21 protein-coding genes and 1 tRNA gene are annotated in these 20,756 nt (G+C 26.7%); 15 read left to right on the top strand and 7 right to left on the bottom strand.

The window, feature by feature from the left end:
- Positions 1–12: 12 nt before the first annotated feature.
- The 5 genes from AS160_RS06105 to AS160_RS06125 all read left to right on the top strand — a co-directional run bounded on the left by AS160_RS06105 (position 13) and on the right by AS160_RS06125 (position 3,433).
- Positions 13–88, top strand: a tRNA-Pro gene (locus AS160_RS06105).
- Positions 89–192: 104 nt separating this feature from the next.
- Positions 193–2,130, top strand: a complete 1,938-nt coding sequence (locus AS160_RS06110) for a hypothetical protein (RefSeq protein ID WP_165146431.1) — start codon at positions 193–195, stop codon at positions 2,128–2,130.
- Positions 2,131–2,215: 85 nt separating this feature from the next.
- Positions 2,216–2,776, top strand: a complete 561-nt coding sequence (locus tag AS160_RS06115; RefSeq protein ID WP_165146434.1) for a sigma-70 family RNA polymerase sigma factor — start codon at positions 2,216–2,218, stop codon at positions 2,774–2,776.
- Positions 2,773–2,973, top strand: coding sequence for a hypothetical protein (locus AS160_RS06120; RefSeq protein ID WP_165146437.1), 201 nt, complete (start codon positions 2,773–2,775; stop codon positions 2,971–2,973). The genes AS160_RS06115 and AS160_RS06120 overlap by 4 nt, the downstream gene beginning before the upstream one ends.
- A gap of 1 nt (position 2,974) precedes the next feature.
- The gene (locus tag AS160_RS06125) at positions 2,975–3,433 is read left to right on the top strand and encodes a SoxR reducing system RseC family protein (protein WP_165146440.1); all 459 of its coding nucleotides are present in this window, start codon (positions 2,975–2,977) and stop codon (positions 3,431–3,433) included.
- 39 nt (positions 3,434–3,472) lie between these two features.
- On the opposite strand, the gene AS160_RS06130 is transcribed toward AS160_RS06125, so the two are convergent.
- Both AS160_RS06130 and AS160_RS06135 read right to left on the bottom strand, forming a co-directional pair.
- Positions 3,473–3,931: a peroxiredoxin gene (locus tag AS160_RS06130; protein WP_165146443.1), complete on the bottom strand. Its 459-nt coding sequence runs from the start codon at positions 3,929–3,931 to the stop codon at positions 3,473–3,475.
- Positions 3,932–4,008: 77 nt separating this feature from the next.
- Positions 4,009–5,247, bottom strand: coding sequence for an MFS transporter (locus AS160_RS06135; RefSeq protein ID WP_165146446.1), 1,239 nt, complete (start codon positions 5,245–5,247; stop codon positions 4,009–4,011).
- Positions 5,248–5,414: 167 nt separating this feature from the next.
- Between AS160_RS06135 and AS160_RS11505 the strand changes: the two genes are divergently transcribed.
- The 6 genes from AS160_RS11505 (at position 5,415) to AS160_RS06165 (ending at position 11,492) form a co-directional block, all read left to right on the top strand.
- Positions 5,415–5,924 carry a rubrerythrin family protein gene (locus AS160_RS11505; RefSeq protein ID WP_165146449.1) on the top strand — a complete coding sequence of 170 codons (510 nt, stop codon included), beginning with the start codon at positions 5,415–5,417 and terminating at the stop codon, positions 5,922–5,924.
- A 207-nt stretch (positions 5,925–6,131) separates the two neighbouring features.
- Positions 6,132–6,380 (top strand): TM1266 family iron-only hydrogenase system putative regulator, encoded by a 249-nt coding sequence (locus AS160_RS06145; protein WP_165146452.1) that lies wholly within the window; start codon positions 6,132–6,134, stop codon positions 6,378–6,380.
- 9 nt (positions 6,381–6,389) lie between these two features.
- Entirely contained in the window at positions 6,390–7,820 is a 1,431-nt protein-coding gene (gene hydG, locus AS160_RS06150; RefSeq protein WP_165146455.1) for a [FeFe] hydrogenase H-cluster radical SAM maturase HydG, read from the top strand.
- Positions 7,821–7,829: 9 nt separating this feature from the next.
- Positions 7,830–8,924, top strand: a complete 1,095-nt coding sequence (gene hydE, locus AS160_RS06155) for a [FeFe] hydrogenase H-cluster radical SAM maturase HydE (RefSeq protein WP_165146458.1) — start codon at positions 7,830–7,832, stop codon at positions 8,922–8,924.
- Position 8,925: 1 nt separating this feature from the next.
- The gene (gene hydF / locus AS160_RS06160) at positions 8,926–10,128 is read left to right on the top strand and encodes a [FeFe] hydrogenase H-cluster maturation GTPase HydF (RefSeq protein ID WP_165146461.1); all 1,203 of its coding nucleotides are present in this window, start codon (positions 8,926–8,928) and stop codon (positions 10,126–10,128) included.
- A 2-nt stretch (positions 10,129–10,130) separates the two neighbouring features.
- On the top strand, positions 10,131–11,492 hold the full coding sequence (locus tag AS160_RS06165; RefSeq protein WP_165146464.1) for an aspartate ammonia-lyase: 1,362 nt from the start codon (positions 10,131–10,133) through the stop codon (positions 11,490–11,492).
- Here the strand turns inward: AS160_RS06165 and AS160_RS06170 are convergent.
- Positions 11,484–12,368 carry a mechanosensitive ion channel family protein gene (locus AS160_RS06170; RefSeq protein WP_165146467.1) on the bottom strand — a complete coding sequence of 295 codons (885 nt, stop codon included), beginning with the start codon at positions 12,366–12,368 and terminating at the stop codon, positions 11,484–11,486. The genes AS160_RS06165 and AS160_RS06170 overlap by 9 nt on opposite strands.
- 9 nt (positions 12,369–12,377) lie before the next feature.
- The gene (locus AS160_RS06175; protein ID WP_165146470.1) at positions 12,378–13,415 is read right to left on the bottom strand and encodes a response regulator; all 1,038 of its coding nucleotides are present in this window, start codon (positions 13,413–13,415) and stop codon (positions 12,378–12,380) included.
- 130 nt (positions 13,416–13,545) lie between these two features.
- Between AS160_RS06175 and AS160_RS06180 the strand changes: the two genes are divergently transcribed.
- Positions 13,546–13,974 (top strand): hypothetical protein, encoded by a 429-nt coding sequence (locus AS160_RS06180; protein WP_165146473.1) that lies wholly within the window; start codon positions 13,546–13,548, stop codon positions 13,972–13,974.
- 25 nt (positions 13,975–13,999) lie between these two features.
- Here the strand turns inward: AS160_RS06180 and AS160_RS06185 are convergent, their stop codons facing one another.
- The 3 genes from AS160_RS06185 to AS160_RS06195 are packed head-to-tail and all read right to left on the bottom strand — an operon-like array spanning position 14,000 to position 16,940.
- Positions 14,000–14,812, bottom strand: coding sequence for a carbohydrate ABC transporter permease (locus AS160_RS06185; RefSeq protein ID WP_165146476.1), 813 nt, complete (start codon positions 14,810–14,812; stop codon positions 14,000–14,002).
- A complete protein-coding gene (locus tag AS160_RS06190) occupies positions 14,809–15,684 on the bottom strand; it encodes a sugar ABC transporter permease (protein WP_165146479.1) in 876 nt (291 codons plus the stop codon). The genes AS160_RS06185 and AS160_RS06190 overlap by 4 nt, the downstream gene beginning before the upstream one ends.
- Positions 15,681–16,940 carry a sugar ABC transporter substrate-binding protein gene (locus AS160_RS06195; RefSeq protein ID WP_165146482.1) on the bottom strand — a complete coding sequence of 420 codons (1,260 nt, stop codon included), beginning with the start codon at positions 16,938–16,940 and terminating at the stop codon, positions 15,681–15,683. The genes AS160_RS06190 and AS160_RS06195 overlap by 4 nt, the downstream gene beginning before the upstream one ends.
- 182 nt (positions 16,941–17,122) lie before the next feature.
- Here AS160_RS06195 and AS160_RS06200 point away from each other — a divergent pair, with 182 nt between their 5' ends.
- From AS160_RS06200 to AS160_RS06210, 3 genes are read left to right on the top strand one after another with little or no spacing between them, the layout of a single operon-like run.
- Positions 17,123–18,913 (top strand): TIGR03960 family B12-binding radical SAM protein, encoded by a 1,791-nt coding sequence (locus AS160_RS06200; protein WP_165146485.1) that lies wholly within the window; start codon positions 17,123–17,125, stop codon positions 18,911–18,913.
- Positions 18,914–18,921: 8 nt separating this feature from the next.
- A complete protein-coding gene (locus AS160_RS06205; RefSeq protein ID WP_165146487.1) occupies positions 18,922–19,686 on the top strand; it encodes an inositol monophosphatase in 765 nt (254 codons plus the stop codon).
- A complete protein-coding gene (locus tag AS160_RS06210; protein ID WP_165146490.1) occupies positions 19,683–20,756 on the top strand; it encodes a glucose-1-phosphate thymidylyltransferase in 1,074 nt (357 codons plus the stop codon). The genes AS160_RS06205 and AS160_RS06210 overlap by 4 nt, the downstream gene beginning before the upstream one ends.

A 20,756-nucleotide genomic window follows, 5' to 3' on the forward strand; every position in this document is an offset into this window, starting at 1 on the left:
AATTGCGAGTTTCGGGGCGTGGCGCAGATGGGAGCGCGTTTGCATGGGGCGCAAAAGGTCGCTGGTTCAAGTCCAGTCGCCCCGACCAAAGCCAACCTTATGGGTTGGCATTTTTTATTAGGAATGGTAAAATTAATTATAGAACAATAAAATGTAAGAAAAATATATAGAAATACATAAGAGGTGAGAAAATTGAAATTAAAGTTTATAATATTAGCAGTATCTGCTTTTGTAATTGTTATGACAGGTGTAGTGATTTTTCCATTATTATCTAAAAACGATCCTCCATCTATTCCGGAATTATATTATCCAGTTAATGGAGCAACGGAAATACCTATAAATGTAGTGTTTACTTGGGCAGGTACAGATCCTAATGGCGATACCTTAAAATATGATTTATATTTATCAAATGATAAAGAAAATATGACAATTATAGCTTCAAATTTAACAGAAACATCATTTTCCAAAACATTAGATTATAATAAAACATATTATTGGAAAGTAGTTTCTAAAGATAAAAAAGATTCGACTAATAGTGATATTTGGTTTTTTAGTACAGAGAATTCAATACCTATAAAACCGTATTCACCATATCCAAGTGATGGTGAAACAAATGTTCCGCTAATTATAAAATTAAGTTGGAAAAGTGAAGATGTTGATGGAGATAAATTATATTATGATGTTTATTTAGGAAGATCAATTGATACAATGAAACCAATAGCGACAAATATTACAGAAAATGAAATAGATGTAAACCTGACAGAGGATGCCAGATATTATTGGAAAGTGGTTTCTAAAGATGGACATGGTGGAGTTAGATATGGAGATATATGGGCTTTTCAAACAAAATCTGTAAAAGAATTGGGGATGCCATTTGATCCAAATCCGACAAATGGAGCTACTGATTTAGAAATCAATATTACATTAGAATGGAAATACGAAGGTAAAGAAGCTTTATTTGATGTGTATTTGGGTAAAGATCCTAAAGATATGACAATTATAGCTCAGGATTTGGGTTATCAATTTTATGAACTATCAGTTGATTATAATTCTACATATTATTGGAAGGTAGTTGCTAAGTCCGATAATGAATCAAAGGAAAGTTCAATATGGAATTTTACAACAAAAGAATTACTTATAGAAGAAACAGAAATGTCAACACCTGTGATTTTAGAAAATTCGATTACAGAAAATTCAATTACTATCGAATCAACGGAAATTGTTGAAATACCTACACAAAAGAATAAATATGTATATACAACTGGTAGTGGAATAGGAATGTATATTATTGATGTAACAAATCCTAAAGAACCTAAAGTTGTTAATCATGTCTATACAGAAGGATGGGCAGTAGGTTTATTTGTAAAAGATAAACATGCCTATATTGCTGACTGGATTAATGGGGTTATTGTTGCTGACGTGAATGATATTAAATCTCCAAAGAAAATAGCTAAATTAAAAACATATGGTAAAGTATATTCTATTTTTGTTAAAGATGATATTGCATATGTTTTAGAGGGTAGTTCGGGTATGGAAATTGTAAAAATAAATAATGATTATTCTTTGGAACCTTTAAGTTATATTGAATTAAAAGGAAGTTCAGGAAGAATTTTTGTTGAAGATAATTATGCTTATATTCCTATGGGATATGATGGTTTTGTAATTGTAGACGTTTCTGATCCAAAAATACCAAAATTATTAAGTTATTATGATGTTGAAGGATTTGCATATAATATCTTTGTTAAAAATAATATAGCATATGTTGCTAGTGGTAAAGATGGATTAACATTGGTTAATGTAAAAAATAAGAAATCTCCAAAATTTGTATCTAATGTAAAAATAAAATCTGAGTGGGCTAGAGTGCATTATGAAAATAATATTGTGTTTTATGCAAAAGGACAAGATGGATTTTCTTTAATAGATGTATCTAATCCAGCAAAACCTATTTTAATATCATCAATTGATACTAAAGGTTTTTGTTATGGAGGATATATAAGAGATAATTATCTATATGTTGCTGATGGTGAAAATGGATTAATAATATATGATATATCAAACCCAGAAAAACCTCAATTATTATCAAATTTGAATGGATTATATTTACAGAATATTATATTAGAGATTAATTGAACAAAATATAAATTAAATAGTCTAAATTTAAGTATAACCTCTTATGTGGTATAATATATAAAAAGCCGCAAAAGAGGTGATCTTTTTGAATGAAAAAAAATTAATTGAAAGATTAAAAAAGAAGGATACTGAAGCGTTTGAAGAATTATATAATCAATATGCCCCTAAAATATATGCAACATTAAGAAAATTTGTAGATCAAAGCGAAATAGAAGATGCTCTTCAAGAAGTGTTTTTTAAGATTTTTAAAGGAATACATACATTTAGAGGAGATTCGAAATTATCTACATGGATTTATCAGATTACTATTAATGTTGGTAAGGATTTAATTAGAAAAAAGAAAAATAATTTAGTTGAGAATGTCGACTTAACAGAAAATTATACAGAGGGTATTGGTATTCAACCTGAATCTGATATAAATGTTTCTAAAGAGGTTTTAGATGAATTACAAATGGAAAAGATTAATAAAATTATGGAAAGGTTATCTGAAGAAGATAGAATATTAATTAAATTAAGAGATATAGATGGTTTTAGTTATGATGAGATTGCTGAAAAATTAAATAAGCCATTGGGAAGTGTAAAAAGTCGTCTTCATTATGCTAGGAAAAAGCTTCAAAAGTTGTTGAAGGAGGAAAACCTCGTATGATAAATGAAAAAGAAAATGATTTATTTAATAAAATATTAGATGGTGAAATAATAGAAGAATTAGATAAATCATTAGAAGAAGAAATAGAAAAATATAAAATATATGTAAAGGCATATTTTGAAAGTTATACTATAGTTAATAAGTGTAAACAAAATATTATATCAAAAGTTATAATGAATTTAGAGATGGAGGAATAAAATGAGAGAAGTATTTATAGTAAATTCTATAAGTGAAGATAGAATTAATTTAATTAGTACTAGAAGTTCAAGTTGTGAAAGTTGTTCAATAAGCGGAGCTTGTAATCTTACGGGAAGTAATAATGAAAGAGTTATGAGTATAGAAAAAAAAGAATTTAAAAACATACCTAACATTGGAGATTATGTTGTTGTCGAGATTCCAGATTTTTCAGTTTCAAAAATTTCATTTATCATATATGGTTTTCCACTATTATCTTTTATTATATTGCTTTTAATTTCCTATTATTTTACAAAAAATGATATGCAAGCTTTCTTATTTGGATTATTAGGATTAGGCGGAGCATATGGCATCATAGCATATTTGGATAGAACGATATTTAAGAAAAAATATAAACCTTCAGTTGTTGAGGTATTAGCAAAACAAAATAATTTAAATTTAAAATTAGGAATACAAAATTAATTGGGCGGAATATCCGCCCAATATTATTTAATAACTTTATTATAATAACTTTTCAATTTCTTCGTATGGTGGTTCTTTTCCTGGATCTTCAGAAACCCAATCAAATATAATTGTTCCATTTTCATCAATAACATATACAGCTCTTTTTGAAACAGTATAATTTTCAATTCCTATAAAGTTTTCATGAACTCCACCATATTTTTTAGATACTTCGCCGCAAAAATCAGATAAAAGATCAAAACTTAATCTATTTTTTTCTGCAAACTCTTTATTTGAGAATGGGGTATCAACACTAATACCTAAAACTTTTGCATTTAAATTATTAAATCTAGCAATCATATCCCTGAATGTACATAACTCTTTCTCACAAACGCTTGTAAATGCACCTGGATAGAAAACTAAAACAACCTTTTGACCTAAAAAATCCTCTAATTTTACCTTTTCTAATTTTGTATTTACAAGTTCAAAATTTATACTTTTTTCTCCGGTTTTTAACATAAAATCACCTCTATTATAATTTTGGAATCATTATAATTATATCATAAATTCAACAAAAAATCAAATCTATTTTTTAATTAATTTATTTTTTTTATAAAAATTAAATTAATTAACATAAGTAGAGACGATATAATTATTAAAGATATTCCAATATCAAATTTATCCGCTAATAATCCAATCAATGGAACCAATATTGCTCCTAATATGGTTTTTAATTGTGATTCAACTGATAATACAGAAGCCAATATATTGCTATTAATATTTTCTGATATATAAGCTACTCCAATAGGTCTTCTGAGATTTTCAATTAGATAAATCCCAATATATAATATTATTGAAAATATATATAAATTATATTCATATAATATACCGCTAACAATTCCAAAAATAAGACCTAAATTCATAGTTATTATTAATGGAGAATAAAGATTATTAAATCGTTCAGAAAAATTACCAGATCTTCTAGAAAAGAAAGATGTTGTTAAATATAATACAAAATATACAATACCAATAACTATAGCAGATCTTTTTTCGTCATTTAAATAAAGAAATATAGGTAAAGATAATGCGAAATTTTTTAAAATTGGCTGCAAGAAATCCTTTATTGCAGAGTAATAACCACTATATGTTGCGGTTAAAAATATACTTTTTAATAATTTAACTTCTTTGAAAGATATCATGAATTCTTTAATTACATTATTAAATGAATTTTTTAAATTGCTTAAATTAAATTCTTTTAATTCACCATCTAATTCTTTAGGATAGGTTAGCATTAGAATTAAATCTAAAATATACGGTATTATAGAAGCTAAAAAAACTATATTATAATTTCCTGAAATAAAAACAATAGATGCTGCTAATAACGAGGATATTGCAGAACCAAATTGTGACCATGAACGAGTGTTTCCGTAATAATATACTTTTAAGTTAGTCCAATTTTTTAATTTTAAATATTCTAATATCATTGCCTTATGAGTTCCTGATCTAAAGGCTTCTCCGAAGGCATATAAAATCATGGCAAAGGAAAATAAATAGAAATTTTTTGAAAAATAGAATATAATAAAAGATATAATATAATTTTCAAAAGAGAATACCATAGATCTTCTTCTACCTAATGAATCTGCAATAATTCCAGTAGGTATTTCAAGAATGTTAGTAGCTATTTTCATTATTGAATATAATATGCCTATTTGAAAATAAGTTAATCCTTTTTCAAGAAAGAATAAAATTAAAAATGGATCAAAAAACCTTAAGTTTTTTAAAAATCCGTATGCACAAAATTTGTAAAATTGAATATCTTTATATTTTTTGTCCATACATCCTCCTTAGTATTAAAATTTTATATATTAATTATATCACAAATATTAATAGGAAAATCTGTTCATTATAATGAAACGTATTAGAAAAGTTTTCTTAATTATATGAATATAGAATATTATTGTAATAATTATAATTGTGAATTTATTAAAAAGGGGGAATTAATATGGTTAAAAGAGAAATGACAAGAAAATTCTTGGAAGATGCTTTTTGTGGTGAATCAAAAGCTCATATGAAATACACTATTTATGCAGAAGATGCAGAAGCTCAAGGTAAAAAAAATTTAGCTAAACTATGGAGAGCTATTGCGCATGCAGAATTTGTACATGCAAGAAATCATTTTAAAGCATTAGGATACTTAGGATCTATTGATTCAAATTTAGAAGATTCAGCTGCTGGAGAACATTTTGAAATTGAAGAAATGTATCCGGTTTATAAGAATGCTTCAGAATTTCAAGAAGAAAGTGAAGCAGTTAGAAGTGCTCATTTTGCATTAGAAGCAGAAAAAATACATGAAAAAATGTATAATGATGCAAGAGAATTATTAAAATCAAATGAAGATTTAGAAGATAAAAAAATATTTGTTTGTGAAATATGTGGATATACAACATTTGATGCAGCTCCAGAAAAATGTCCAGTTTGCGGAGCTCCAGAAAATAAATTTAAAGAATTCTAAACAATAGCCTGCGGGCTATTGTTTTTATATTTTAATTTTAAATTAACATATATAAGTTATAATTATCACAAATAAAATTTATAAAAAAGTTATTATATAAAAGTTAATATTTCTCCTGAGGTGAAGGAGTAATCTGACACCAAGGGAGGGGAAATAAGGGATTTAATATTCCCCTCCTTGGTGTAATGCAAGGAGGGGTTTTTATATATGGAAAATAAAATAAGTACAGTATCTATTGTAGTATATAATAGAGAGTTAGCTTATCAAAAAGTAAGTGATGTTTTGCACAATTATGGAGAAAAGATTCTTTTGAGGGTTGGATATCCAATGAAAGAAAAAGGCATTGCAATTATATTTTTAGTAGTAGAAATGTCTACAGATGAATTAGGAGCTTTATCTGGTAAATTAGGTCAAATAGATTCTGTTAAGGTAAAAGCAAATACTTTAAAAATATGAGGTGATGGTATGTTAAATATTAGTTATATTAATAAGGCCACGGAAAATTTAAAATCATTTATTCCTGAGGATAAAATTTTTGAATTATTAGAACAAACAAAAAATCCTGATCCAGTAAGGGTAAGAGAAATTATACAAAAATCATTAGATAAAAATAGATTAGAACCAGTAGAAATGGCTACACTATTAAATGTAGAAGATAAGGAATTATTAGAAGAGGTATTTGAAGGTGCAAGAGAATTAAAGAGAAGAATATATGGTAATAGAATAGTATTATTTGCTCCGTTATACATAGGAAATGAATGTATAAATAATTGTCAATATTGTGGATTTAGAGTGACAAATAATAATATTGAAAGAAGAAGTTTGAATTTGGAAGAAGTAGTAGAAGAGGTAAAAGCATTAGAAAATAAGGGTCATAAAAGGTTGATTGTTGTATTTGGGGAACATCCAATGTACGATGCTAAATTTATGACAGAAACAATTAAAACTATATATAATACCAAAGAAGGAAAAGGAGAAATAAGAAGAGTTAATGTAAATGCAGCTCCACAAACTGTAGAAGATTATAAGTTGTTTAAAGAAGTTGGAATTGGAACTTTCCAAATTTTCCAAGAAACATATCATACAGAAACTTATAAAAAATATCATATAAGCGGGCCAAAATCAAATTATCTTTGGAGATTATATGGTTTAGATAGAGCATTTGAAGCTGGATTAGATGATGTGGGAATTGGGGCGTTATTTGGATTATATGATTGGAAATTTGAAGCAATGGGATTATTATATCATACAATTCATTTAGAAGAAACATTTAATGTCGGACCACATACAATATCATTCCCAAGAATTGAGCCGGCTTTAGATACACCTTTAGCAGAAAGACCTCCATATGCTGTGTCAGATGATGACTTTAAAAAATTAGTAGCTATTTTAAGACTTGCAGTACCATATACAGGTTTGATATTGACAGCTAGAGAACCAGTTGAAATTAGAAATGAAGTATTAAAGTTCGGCGTATCCCAAATAGATGGAGGGTCTTCTATAGGAGTTGGAAGTTATCATGAAAGTGATGAAGAAAAAATAAAAAGAAGTCAATTTTTATTAGGCGATAATAGAACTTTAGATCAAATTATTGAAGAATTATCCGAAGAAGGGTACTTGCCATCATTCTGTACAGGATGTTATAGACTTGGAAGGACAGGGGAACATTTTATGGAATTTGCAATTCCGGGGTTTGTAAAAAGATTTTGTACCCCAAATGCTATTTTAACATTTTTAGAATATTTAGAGGATTATGCTCCAGAAAAAACAAGAGAAATAGGTTTAAAAAGAATTGAAGAAGAATTAAAAAATATTCCTGATGATAATAAATTTAAAATGCAATTATTAGAGAAAATAGAAAAAGTTAGAGCTGGAGAGAGAGATTTATACTTCTAATTTTGGGCGGTGATTATTATTTCAAAAAGATTTGATAGGTTAACAGAAAAATTATTATCTCTTGATGTTTCAAAAGATATAAAAAATATAATTGATTATTTTATCGAAAATAAAACATTAAACTATGAAAATATATTAAAAATTTTATCATTTGAAGATGTAGAATTAAGAGAAGAAATATATAAAGTTGCAGATATAGTCAATAAGGAATTAAATACAGATATTATAACCTTAAAAGGTGTAATAGAATTTAGTAATTATTGTAAAAAAAGTTGTTATTATTGCGGCATTAGAGTTCAAAATAATAATGTAAATAGGTATAGAATTCCAGTTGAAGAAATGTTTGAAATAGCAAAACATGGAGTTAATATGGGATTAACTACTATCATCTTGCAATCTGGAGAAGATGATTATTATAGCGATGATGATTTAGAGCAACTAATATATAGAATACATCATGAGTTAAAGACAGCTGTCTCTATTTCTATAGGAGAAAGAAGTAAAGAAGCATATAAAAGGTTTAGGGATGCAGGCGCTTCTAAAGTATTATTAAAGCATGAATCAATAAATAGAAAGGTATTTGAAAATGTTCATCCTGATAAGGATTATGATTTACGAATAGAATTGCTTGATTATTTAGTTGAATTAGGATATATTACAGGTTCCGGAAATATTATTGGATTGCCTGGTCAAACACTTGAAGATATAGCTAATGACATCCTTTTTATGAAAGATCATAATATAAAAATGATAGGTATAGGACCATTTATATCAACACATAATACGCCATTAGAAGATTTTCAAAATGGTTCTGCAGAATTAACATTAAATGCATATGCGGCTACTAGATTAGTTATACCATATGCTCAAATGCCTGCGACAACAGCGCTTGGTACAATAGATAGAAGCTTTCAATTTAAAGCTTTAAATTGCGGATGTAATGTAATAATGGTTAATATTACACCTGATAAATATAGGGAAAATTATAATATATATGATGAAAAAATAAAAGTTGATCTAGTTGATACTGCAAAAAAGATTGTAGATATGGGATTGAGAGTTCCGCCATATACTATAAGAAAAATATATGAAATGGAGGCGTAATATGGCTTCTGCAATGAAAGGATATAGGAAATATATAGCAATAACAGGAAAAAGAAATGTTGGTAAGTCTACTTTAATAAATGCTATATTGAATCAGGAAATTGCTATAACAAGTGATGTACCTGGTACTACTACTGATCCGGTTTATAGAACAATGGAATTGGTACCATTGGGGCCGGTGACTATAGTGGATACACCAGGTATTGATGATGAAGGATTAGTAGGAGAAAAAAGAGTACAAAAAGCTAATAAGGCTATGTATAAAGCGGATATCGCATTATTAGTTGTAGCGGATGTTTTGTCTGATTATGAAAAAAAGTTAATAGATGAATTTAATAAACTTAATATTCCATTTTTAGTAGTAATTAATAAAATAGATGAATTAAATAATTTGGATGAAATAAGACAATCATATAGCGAATATGATTATATTGAAATTTCTGCAAAAGAAAAGAAAAATATAGAACAATTAAAAGAAAAAATGGCTACAATATTACCTAAAGAAGAAGAAGTGCCTTTAGTAGCGGATTTAATTGAACCAGGGCAATTAATAGTTTTAGTTGTACCTATAGATTTAGGTGCGCCTAAAGGAAGATTGATAATGCCTCAGGTTACAGCAATTAGGGAAATATTAGATAGAGAAGCAATAGCAATAGTTACAAAAGAAAGAGAATTAAGACATACATTAGAAAAATTAAATCAAAAACCAGATCTAGTCATTACAGATTCTCAAAGTGTAATGAAAGTTGTTTCTGATATTGATTTTGATATACCTCTTACAACATTTTCTATATTGGAAGCAAGACATAAGGGAGATTTGAAGGTATTATCTGAAGGAGTAAAAGCTATAGAGAGTTTAAAAGAGAATGATAAAGTTATAATTATGGAAGGGTGCTCTCATAGACCTTTAACAGAAGATATAGGGAGAGTAAAAATACCAAGATGGCTTACTAATCATTTAGGTATAAACTTGAATATAGAATTTTTTGCTGGGACAGAATTTCCTGATTATGATATAGTAAAGGATGCTAAATTAATAATTCATTGTGGAGGTTGTACATTAACTAGAAAAAGTATGATTAGAAGAATAAATATAGCTAATATGTATAATATTCCAATAGTTAATTATGGAGTGATAATATCTTATTTGCACGGAGTTCTAGATAGGGCTTTGGATATTTTCCCTGAATTAAAGAAGGTGTAAAAATGCGAATTGAAAAGGATTTTATAGGTGAAGTTGAAATTCCTAATGATGTATATTATGGCATTCATACATATAGGGCTTTAAATAACTTTCCATCTACAGGTGAAAAATTAAATGATAGTTTTATTTGGGCACTGTTTATGATTAAAAAAGCAGCTGCTATATTGAATTTTGAATTGGGTTATTTAGGCGAAAAAGAAAAAAATTCTATTGTTCAAGCATGTGATGAATGGGAAATATTAAAAGATCATATAGTAGTTGATCCTCTAAGCGGTGGAGCAGGGACATCTATAAACATGAATATAAATGAAGTGATTGCTAATAGAGCTACTGAATTACTTGGAGGTAAATATATAATTCATCCATTAGATCATGTAAATATGCATCAATCTACTAATGATGTTTTTCCTACAGCTGGAAAGATTGCTATAATAAAAGAACTAAGAGAGTTAGTAGATAATGTAATTAAATTACAAGATTCTATACAAGTTAAAGAAAAAGAATATATTAAAATAAGAAAAATAGGAAGAACACAATTAATGGATGCTGTTCCAATTTTATTAGGTCAAGAATTTGGAGCTTGGGCTGATGCATTAAGCAGAGATAGATGGAGATTATATAAGGTTGAAGAAAGAATAAGAAGTGTAAATATTGGAGGCACAGCAATAGGAACTGGAATAGCAGCTCCAAAAGAATATATTTTAAAAATCACTAATAAGGTTAGAGAAATAACAAAAATTGGTATTGCAAAAGCTGAAAATTTAATAGATGCAACACAAAATTTAGATGTATTTTCAGAAGTAAGTGGATTGTTAAAATCATTATCTGTTAATTTAATAAAAATATCTAATGATATTAGAATTTTAGGATCAAATGCAGTTAATGAAATTATTTTACCCAAAGTGCAAGCAGGAAGTTCTATAATGCCTGGTAAGGTAAATCCTGTTATACCAGAATATGTGATCCAATTATCAGCTAGTGTAATATCATTTGATAATTTAATTACTTACTCATCTAGCATGGGAAATTTGGAGTTGAATCATCTAACGCCTATGATTATTCATTATACTTTGAAATCAATTGATTTTTTAAAGAAAGCAACATATTCACTTAAAAACTATATTGATTTAATACATCCAAATGAAAAAAAGTGTGAAGAGAATTTAATAAAATCATTTACGTTAGTGACGCCTTTAATTGAAATGTTTGGATATGATGAGGTATCAAATGCTTTAAAGGAAAGTAATTTTGATATAGAAGAAACAGTAAAATATTTAGCAGAAAAGAAGAACTTAAAATTTGAAGAAATAATGAATAAAATAAATTCAAACAAAGCAGCAGGATTAGGATATCGCCTAAAGTGAATCTTTAGGCGGTTTTAAATATATTGATTGACTTGGAAATGCAAAATCAATATCATTATTTTTGCTAAATTCATTTAAAATATCTTCCCAAATATTGTGAGAAGTACTTCTTCTTTTTCTAGGATCACATAAATATCTAATTGTTAATAGTATTCCGCTATCTTTAACGTTAGTGTATACTATGGGAGTTAAATGAGTGTAATATATCATATATTTTGCTGCTGCTTTTTTTAATTTTTCTTGAGCGTCTTTATTTAAATTTTCAGTGTGTTTAAATGCGATTTTTAATAGTATTTCCTTAGCTTTTTTCCAATTGCTATCAAATGTTACTAATACTGGAATTTCATTCCATATATATTTGAATTCTTTGGTATAATTAGCCAAATTTTGATTGAATATAATTCCATTAGGTATATGAACAATTCTTCCAGTACTCTGATCAGCTTCTACCCAATTTCCAATTTCTAAAATAGTAAAATTTAAAACGCTAATGTCAATAACATCGCCAGAAAATTTACTAATTTCTATTCTATCCCCGATAGAGAAAGGTTTTTTTGATATGATATATAACCATCCAGCAAAATTAACAATTATTTCTCTAAGTGCTATTGCTAAACCAGCAGAAAACAACCCTAAAAAAGTAGAAATTGATTGAAATCCATTAATCCATATTCTTCCTATACCTAAAAAACCAATTAGGACAAATAAATAATTGGAAGTTTTATTCCAATAATACTTTGATTTATTATCTTTAATATTTTCAACTATTATTTTTTCGTTTAATGATTTGAGAATATATATAATTATAATTACGATTATTGAATATAATAATTTTTTCCCAGTTTCATTATTAATTATAGAATTTATAATATCCATACGGCACCCTCAATCTAAAATTTTTTTAATTAATGTATCTAGATTAAATGGTTTTAAAATAAAATTATTTATATTATATTTTGTTAAGTTTTTTAATGTTTGATTTGAAGAATCTGAACTTAAAATATTTATTTTCATATCTTTGAAAAAAATATTGTCGTTTATTTTCATTAAGAAGTTTATTAAATCATCAAAGTCATCATAATCAGCAAATATGCTATGTACATTTTTATAATTATTAAATAAATATCTATATCCTTCTAAAAAATCTTTTGCTTCAATAACGTTATAATTAAGTTTTTCACCAATAGCTTTAATTATTTTTCTAATAGTAGTAGAATCACTAATAGCTAAAATTTCTTTTTTAGAAAATGTTTTTAATAATAGGAAAATAAAATTATTTAATAATTCTTTTAGATCATACACAATTTGAATATTACCTATTAATTTTTCAACATTTGAATTTTTATCTTCTATATATACTAATGAAGGTATATTTTTTAATAATTCAATATTTTTTAAATAAGAATCAAGATCTGTAATAATAAAATTTTTTTCATTAACATTGTTTATAGAATCAATAATATTAAATTGTTGATTTATTTTTTTTGAAATTTTATCAAATTCTTCAACAAGTTTTGTATTCTTGCTAAAAACACTTATTTTTATGTCTAAAAAATTAAGAATATAGGGCAAAGATCTCATTATTATTAAATTTTTTGTGAAAGGTTTAACTAAAAAATCATTTACCCCTTTCTTTACGGCTAATAGAACATTATTTTTATTATAATTTTCGCCTGTAATCATAATAATAGGTATATCTTTTGTATTTTTATTATTTCTTAATACATCTAAAAATTCAATTCCGCTTTCGCCAGGTAAATTCCAATCCAAAAAAATCAAAGAAATAGTATCTTTTTCTAAGATACTAGATGCTTTTAAAGTATTTTCTGCAAATAATATTTCTATATAATTTGAAAATTCATGAAAAGAATATTTTAAATATTCTCTTGAAGTATTTGAATCATCAACAACTAGAATTTTCATCATTAATCACCTAAAATCTAAATATTAATTATATTATATCATAAAGAAAATAAAAAAATTATATTATGGCAATACTAAGTTAAAAAATAATTTATATAATTCTTAAAGAAAAAATAAGGGAGGGTTTAAAATGCAAGTTTCTTTAGATCAACTTATAAATGTTATTATGGCAAAGTTAGAAGGATTAGAAATGTCAGTAGAGGATTTAAAATTTAGAACCAATATTGCTTTGAGAGTATTATACAAAAATGAATTATTAACAGAGGATAATTTGGTAGAAGCAATAAAAGATGAATTTAAAGCTCATACAGAATTAGAAGGAAAAGGTATTGAATTACCAGAAGAAAAAGCTAAAGAAATGTCTAAAGATATTTTAAATTGGATAAAAATAGACTTGGAAGAAATGAAGAGAAAAATGAAAGAATACGAAGAAGAATTAAAAAGAATGTTGCAACAAGCAGATACTCCAGATATTAGTATAGCTTCACCAGATTTATTAAATCAATTAGATCAAATGAAAAAGAATAATAAAGGCGGAAATGGTGGTTTAATATTATAAAATCCAGAGGGATCCTCTGGATTTTTTAGTCTTTCAAGCTTCCTTGAGTTAAACCGGCTATAATATATTTTTGAGCAATAGCAAATACAAGTATAGTTGGTAATAATGCTATAACTATTCCAGCAGCTAAAACATTCCATTGAATACCAGCTTTTGAAATTATTGAATATAATCCTACAGGTACAGTAAATTTATTTGATGTATTTAAAAATATTACAGCAGTAAATAATTCATTCCAATTATTTACAAATGAAAAACTCATAACTGCAGATAGACCTGGCAACATTAATGGGATTGTTATTTTAAATAATGTTTGAAATTCATTGCATCCGTCTATTAATGCAGCTTCTTCAATGCTTTTAGGTATTCTATCGAAAAACCCCCTTGCCATAATAGTGCTAAATGCTGCACCTATACCGCTATATACTATAATAATGCTAATTAATTTATCAATTAATTTTAATTCTGAAAACATTATATATTGAGGTACCATTATTAAATATGATGGTATCATTTGAGAAAAGAATAAAAATAATATTAATGCGTATTTTCCTTTAAATTCTTTCCTGGATAAAATATATCCAGTCAACATTGCAAAAAAAGTGGATATAAAAGATGCTAATACGGATACTATAACACTATTAAGAAAATATCTTTTGAAATTTACAAACTCAAATAATTTCCTATAACCATATAAGCTTGGACTTTTTGTCCAATATTGTATTGGAAATGTATATAATTCATTTACAGGTTTAAATGAGGTAAGTATAATCCAATATAATGGAAATAATGCGAAAATTAAAAATAAAGCTAAAAGAATAAATTTTATTATTTTCATATATTAAACTCCTTTTTGGAAGTTAATTTTAAGTACATTATTGTATATATTAATAATATTAAAACAATTATTACTCCATGAGCTGCAGCTAAGCTATAATTTGATTCATAAAAAACAGTATTAATCATTTTAACAGATAATATCTCTGTGCTTCCAGCAGGTCCTCCTCTAGTCATTCCATATATAATATCTGGGAAATTCATTACCCATATTATTCTTAATAATACTGTATTTATTAAAGTGGGTTTAATATATGGAATAGTTATCTTAATAAGTTTTGTAAAATAACCAGCACCATCAATTTCAGCAGCTTCGTATAAAGAATTTGGAATTGATTGTAATGCTGCTAAAATCATTATTGCGAAAAATGGAATTCCATACCATATATTTACTAGAATAACAGAATATAATGCTATTGATGGATCTGATAAAAAATTAATACTTTTTTTGATAATCCCAAATTTCATTAATATATCGTTTATAACGCCGAATTGCCCATTTAAAAGCCAAGACCAAATTAAACCTATAGCAAATCCCGAAACCGCCCATGGGTAAAACACTAAACCAGCATATATGCCTCTTCCTTTAAAAGGCTCTTTCATTAATAATGCTAATATGAACCCTAAAATTAATTGAAAAAAAACTGAAAAGAATATCCATTTTATAGTATTCCATATTACATCAATATAGAATATATCAGAAAAAATTTCATTATAATTTTCAAATCCTATCCATTTAATATTTCCAAAATTAAACAATGAATAATTTTTGAAAGAAAGCAATACCCCACTTATAGTGGGGTATAATATAATAAATGAAATTAAAATTAATGTAGGTAAAATCATTATTAGAATAAAGCTTTTATTTTTCATTTACCTAATCCAGCGTCTTTCCAAAAATCTGTCCATTCTTTTAAACATTTTTCAACAGATAATTTGCCAAGCAATACTTGTTGCATTGTCTTTTCTTGAAATTCATTCCACTTCCCCCAATTTTCATTATCCAAAGGATATTGGGTGAATTGATAATGTTCTGAGTTAAACATATCTCTCCAACCTTTAAATATATCAGAACTAAAATATGAGTCATATTCGTATACGGATTTTAAAATAGGTAATGCTCCATATGCTTTACTCCAGTAGCCATTAATTTCTGCGGAACTTACAAATTTTATAAATTTCCAAGCTAAATCCTTGTGTTTTGAATAATTTGGTATTCCCCAACCAACAAAACCAAAGGAAGGATAAGTTTTTCCGCTTATACCTAAAGGTAATGGAGCTGTTTTATATTTTCCGGGAATCATTTCATTAAGCATACCAGTAGTATCAGGATCTTGGAATAATAATGGGGTTATTCCAGAAACAAATGAGTTAACTTGTTCATCCCATCCCCAGTTAATAGAATCTTTTGGAGCTGTATCTTTGTATAAACTTACATAGAAGTTTAATGCTTCTATAGCTCGAGGATCTTCAAAAATAATCTTTTCAGATTTAGTTAAATACATATTATTTGGATCTATATCATCAAAGAAAGAAGTTACTACTATATCAATGAATGAAGTAGGATAACCTTTTCCTCTAAAATCAAATCCAAATTGATTTTTATTAGACTCAGTAAGTTTTTTAGCCATATCATACATTTCTTGCATAGTTTTTGGGAAGGTATTTATTCCATATTTTTCAAGTATATCAGGTCTATAGAATAAAGTTTTTACAAATATTCCATGTGGTAATAAATATGGTTTATTATTATAAATACTAGCTGCTTCTAAAACACCATCTATTAAATCATCTTTTTCTGACCAAGAATTAATATATGAAGTTAAATCTTCTAATTTCCCCATAGATGCTAATGTACTTAAATTCCAATCTCCTATTTCTACAATATCAAGTGGTTGTTCGGTACTAATCATTAAATTGATTTTTTGATAAGCAGTTTCATATGGTGGAGATATAACATTAATTTTAACGCCAGGATTTAATGTTTCAAACATTTCTATAATTTTATTTAGCGTTGGTGTTCTCCAAGGGCTTGAAAATGCTTCAATAAGGTTTAATGTGATAACTTCTTCAGAAAAAACCATTAAAGTACTTAAAACTAAAACTAATAATAATATAAACTTTTTCATAGTATCCCCCTCCTTATATTATTTATCCAAAAATATTATATCATGTTAATAAATTTTAATAAAATAATAATTGAAATTTATTTTTTATATAATTTTTTTGAGTAACATTATTTCAATATATGTTTACATACAATAAAAACATTTGTGATATACTTTAGAAAAGTAATTTTAGGAGGAATAATATGACTAATATTGGTAAATGGTTATTTTCTACTGGAGTTTTACATAGAGTTAGAAAACCCGCAAGGTATATAGGTGGAGAATATAATGATATTATTAAAAATCCAAAAAATAAAATAAGAATTGGATTAATGTTTCCAGATTTATATGAAGTAGGTATGTCACATACTGGATTTCAAATATTATTTCATGCATTTAATTCTAAAGAAAATATATTTGCTGAGAGAGTATTCCTTCCTTGGAAGGATATGATAGATGAAATGAAAAAAAGTAATATACCACTTTTTACTTTAGAAACATATACTCCTATAAAAGATTTAGATTTAATAGGTATTACCTTACAATATGAATTGTCATATACAAATATTGTACACGCATTAGATTTAGCAGATATACCTATATACTCAAAAGATAGAAAAGAAAATGATCCTATAATAATAGCAGGTGGACCATGTGCATCTAATCCAGAACCAATAGCAGAATTTATAGATGCATTTTATAATGGTGATGGAGAAGAAGTTATAGATGATTTAGAAAATATACTTTCACAAGAAATTTCTAGAGAAGAAAAAATAAAAAAATTACATGAAATAGGTTTTTATGTCCCAAAATATTATGAAACTAGAGAAAATGAATTTGGATATATTGTTCCTATATATGATCAAAGAATAAAAATAAGAAAAACTACTGATTTAAATAAAATTTCTTTTCCAACAAATCAAATTGTACCTAAGATTAAAACTATTCACAATAGGGCGATTATTGAAATAATGAGAGGTTGTAATAGAAGTTGTAGATTCTGTCATGCAGGATATTATTATAGACCTGTAAGGGAAAGAACTGCAGATGAAATTATTAGATTATCATTAGAAACGCTAGAAAAAACCGGCTATAATGAATTATCATTATTATCTTTAAGTACTTTAGATTATAGTGATTTAGAAAAAGTATTAAATGAATTAGAACCATTTTTAAAAGAAAATAGGATTTCTATATCATTACCTTCAAGTAGAGTTGATAGATTTGGTATAGAAATAGGAAGCAAAATTTCTGGTGCAAGAAAAACAGGATTAACATTTGCTCCAGAAGCAGGTTCTCAAAGATTAAGAGATGTTATAAATAAAAATATTTCTGAAGAAGAAATATTAAATGTAGCAGAATATGCCAAAAAAGCCGGATGGAGAAAAATTAAACTCTATTTTATGATTGGACTTCCTACTGAGACAGAAGAAGATGTAAATGCTATAGTTGAATTAACAAAAAAAATAAAACAAGTTACTAAAATAAAAGATATAACAGTAAATGTATCAATATTTATTCCAAAACCACATACACCTTTTGAAAAAGAAAGATTTTATCAACCTAAGGAAATAAAAGAAAAGATAAAAATATTAAATGAAGTAAGAAAAGTTGCAAAATTAAAGGTTCATGATCCGTATGTTAGTTTAATAGAAGCTTTACTTTCTAGAGGAGATAGAAGATTATCTGAATTAATATATAAGGTAGCATTGGAAGAAAATGCTATATTTGACGAATGGGATGAAGAATTTGATTTTAGAAAATGGTCAAGAAAAATAAATGAGCTGAATATAGATACTGAAAAATATTTGGGTAAAATTGAAACAGATGATTTGCCTTGGAAAATAATTGATATTTTAATAACTGATAAATTTAAAAAAGATGAAATTGAGAAAGCAAATAGTGAAGAGATAACTGAAGATTGTAGATGGGATATTTGTACATTATGTGGAGTGTGTATAAAAACAGGATTAAATAATGTATTAGTTAAGTAGGTGGGAAAATGAGTGAATTTGATTTTTTAAAAGATAAGGTTATTGAAGTAGGTAAAAATCTTTTAGAGTGGAGAGAAAAAGAATTTACTATTTCTAGTAAATCTTCAAAACACGATTTAGTTACATCATTAGATTTAAGAGTACAAGAATTTCTTTACAATTCATTAATGCAAAAATACCCTGAAATAGGTTTTTTAGGTGAAGAAAGTGGAATGGATGAGAAACCAAAGAGTAATAAATATTGGGTTATCGATCCAATAGATGGAACGGTTAATTTTTCAAAAATGTTACCTTTATTTTGTATTTCAGCAGCATATGTTGAAAATGATGAACCCAAATATGGTATAATATATGCTCCAGTTATTAATCAGGTTATAATTGCTCAAGAGAATAAAGGAGTATTTTTAAACGATAATAAAATAACTCCAAATTGGGCAAAAGATATTGACGATGCTATGGTTTCAATGGGGAATATTAAAGGTAAAACATTTAAATATTATCAAGCCTTAGAGAATGAAGTAATGAGAGTTAGATTATTAGGTACAGCTGCATTACAAATTGCATATGTAGGAACTGGATATTTTGATGCTTTTGTAGCTGTAAAAGGCAAACCATGGGATGTAGCTGCAGGTTATATTATAGTAAAAGAAGCAGGAGGAGTAATTACAGATTATTTTGGTAATAAAACATCAATTTTCAATACGAAAAATATTTATTCAAATCCATATATTCATGAAAAATTATTAAAAATTATACAGGGGGTGTCGGAATGAAAGCACTTATTCTTTGTGCAGGAAAAGGAACAAGATTAAGACCACTAACCTTTACAAATGCAAAACCTTTAATTCCAATAGCTAACAAACCAACTATTGTATATAGTTTGGAAATGATTAAAGAAGCTGGAATTACAGAAGTTGGTATTGTAGTGAATCCTGATAATAAAAAGGATTTTGAAGAAACATTGGGAAATGGCTCTCAATTAGGATTGTCAATAACCTATATTGTACAAGAAGAACCTAAAGGTTTAGCTCATGCAGTTGCTATTTCAGAAGAATTTTTAAAAGATGATGAATTCTTAATGTATTTAGGAGATAATTTAGTTACAGTTGATTTAGGTAAATTTGTTAAAGAATTTAATGCTCAAAATATGGATTCGTTTATACTTTTAACACCTGTAGAAGATCCATCAAGATTTGGTATTGCTGTGATGAAAGATGATAAGGTTATTAAAGTAGTAGAAAAACCAAAAGATCCTCCATCAAATTTAGCAATTATAGGTGTATATATATTTAAACCTATTGTATTTGAAGCAATTAAGAATATAAAACCTTCATGGAGAGGCGAATTAGAAATTACCGATGCTATACAATGGTTATTGGAAAATGATAAAAATGTAGGAGCTCATATTGTATATGGTTGGTGGAAAGATACAGGGAAGCCTGAAGATTTAGTTGAAGCTAATAGGAAGGTATTAGAACAATTAAAAGAAAGTGTAAATGAAGGTATTATATACGAAAATTCATCTGTTCAAGGAAATGTTGTAATTGGTAAAGGTTCAAGAATATTAAATAGCGTGTTAAGAGGTCCAATAATTATTGGGGAAAATGTTTTAATATCAGATGCATATGTAGGTCCTTATACGAGTTTAGGTAATAATGTAACAATAGAAAATGCAGAAATAGAAAATTCAATTATTTTAGATGGAGCTACTGTTGCACATCTTGAAACAAGATTAGATTCAAGTGTAATTGGAGCAAATGCTACAGTAATTAATAGTGATAGAAAGCCAAAAACCATTAGATTAGTTGTCGGTGATTATTCAAAGATTGAAATACCAAAATAG

The sequence above is a fragment of the Marinitoga sp. 38H-ov genome, from assembly GCF_011057715.1.
Lineage (GTDB): Bacteria > Thermotogota > Thermotogae > Petrotogales > Petrotogaceae > Marinitoga.

Excerpts from the sequence above, each read along its gene's own strand:
- hydG (WP_165146455.1), top strand. The coding sequence starts at position 6,390 with ATGTTAAATATTAGTTATATTAATAAGGCCACGGAAAATTTAAAATCA.
- hydF (WP_165146461.1), top strand. The coding sequence starts at position 8,926 with ATGGCTTCTGCAATGAAAGGATATAGGAAATATATAGCAATAACAGGA.
- AS160_RS06175 (WP_165146470.1), bottom strand. The coding sequence starts at position 13,415 with ATGAAAATTCTAGTTGTTGATGATTCAAATACTTCAAGAGAATATTTA.
- AS160_RS06135 (WP_165146446.1), bottom strand. The coding sequence starts at position 5,247 with ATGGACAAAAAATATAAAGATATTCAATTTTACAAATTTTGTGCATAC.
- AS160_RS06190 (WP_165146479.1), bottom strand. The coding sequence starts at position 15,684 with ATGAAAAATAAAAGCTTTATTCTAATAATGATTTTACCTACATTAATT.
- AS160_RS06145 (WP_165146452.1), top strand. The coding sequence starts at position 6,132 with ATGGAAAATAAAATAAGTACAGTATCTATTGTAGTATATAATAGAGAG.
- AS160_RS06180 (WP_165146473.1), top strand. The coding sequence starts at position 13,546 with ATGCAAGTTTCTTTAGATCAACTTATAAATGTTATTATGGCAAAGTTA.
- AS160_RS06130 (WP_165146443.1), bottom strand. The coding sequence starts at position 3,931 with ATGTTAAAAACCGGAGAAAAAAGTATAAATTTTGAACTTGTAAATACA.
- AS160_RS06170 (WP_165146467.1), bottom strand. The coding sequence starts at position 12,368 with ATGGATATTATAAATTCTATAATTAATAATGAAACTGGGAAAAAATTA.
- AS160_RS11505 (WP_165146449.1), top strand. The coding sequence starts at position 5,415 with ATGGTTAAAAGAGAAATGACAAGAAAATTCTTGGAAGATGCTTTTTGT.
- AS160_RS06205 (WP_165146487.1), top strand. The coding sequence starts at position 18,922 with ATGAGTGAATTTGATTTTTTAAAAGATAAGGTTATTGAAGTAGGTAAA.
- AS160_RS06125 (WP_165146440.1), top strand. The coding sequence starts at position 2,975 with ATGAGAGAAGTATTTATAGTAAATTCTATAAGTGAAGATAGAATTAAT.
- AS160_RS06120 (WP_165146437.1), top strand. The coding sequence starts at position 2,773 with ATGATAAATGAAAAAGAAAATGATTTATTTAATAAAATATTAGATGGT.
- AS160_RS06210 (WP_165146490.1), top strand. The coding sequence starts at position 19,683 with ATGAAAGCACTTATTCTTTGTGCAGGAAAAGGAACAAGATTAAGACCA.
- AS160_RS06185 (WP_165146476.1), bottom strand. The coding sequence starts at position 14,812 with ATGAAAATAATAAAATTTATTCTTTTAGCTTTATTTTTAATTTTCGCA.
- AS160_RS06195 (WP_165146482.1), bottom strand. The coding sequence starts at position 16,940 with ATGAAAAAGTTTATATTATTATTAGTTTTAGTTTTAAGTACTTTAATG.
- AS160_RS06200 (WP_165146485.1), top strand. The coding sequence starts at position 17,123 with ATGACTAATATTGGTAAATGGTTATTTTCTACTGGAGTTTTACATAGA.
- AS160_RS06165 (WP_165146464.1), top strand. The coding sequence starts at position 10,131 with ATGCGAATTGAAAAGGATTTTATAGGTGAAGTTGAAATTCCTAATGAT.